Source organism: Citrobacter braakii (genome assembly GCF_002075345.1).
In the GTDB taxonomy this organism is placed as follows: domain Bacteria; phylum Pseudomonadota; class Gammaproteobacteria; order Enterobacterales; family Enterobacteriaceae; genus Citrobacter; species Citrobacter braakii.
Genome location: NZ_NAEW01000105.1, coordinates 1 through 360 on the forward strand (window position 1 = coordinate 1; position 360 = coordinate 360).

Genomic DNA, 360 nt, shown 5'->3' on the forward strand with positions numbered 1-360 from the left:
GCCTCTGACTGCCAGGGCATCCACCGTGTACGCTTAGTCGCTTAACCTCACAACCCGAAGATGTTTCGTAAAACATTTCAGTGTTGCGAAAATTTGAGAGACTCGAACACACCGCTTTTCATTTCTTATTACGGAGAAATGAAACAGTGTGTCGTTTCAATTTTCAGCTTGATCCAGATTTTTAAAGAGCAAAACTTCTTAATGTACTCGAAAGTACATTCAGAAGTTCATCATTCATCAGACAATCTGTGTGAGCACTACAAAGAACGTTTCTTTAAGGTAAGGAGGTGATCCAACCGCAGGTTCCCCTACGGTTACCTTGTTACGACTTCACCCCAGTCATGAATCACAAAGTGGTAA

1 rRNA gene is annotated in these 360 nt (G+C 41.9%); it reads right to left on the reverse strand.

The annotated features are described in order from the left end of the window. Positions 1 to 280: 280 nt before the first annotated feature. Positions 281 to 360 (reverse strand): 16S ribosomal RNA (locus BZK42_RS28090); the annotation flags it as partial.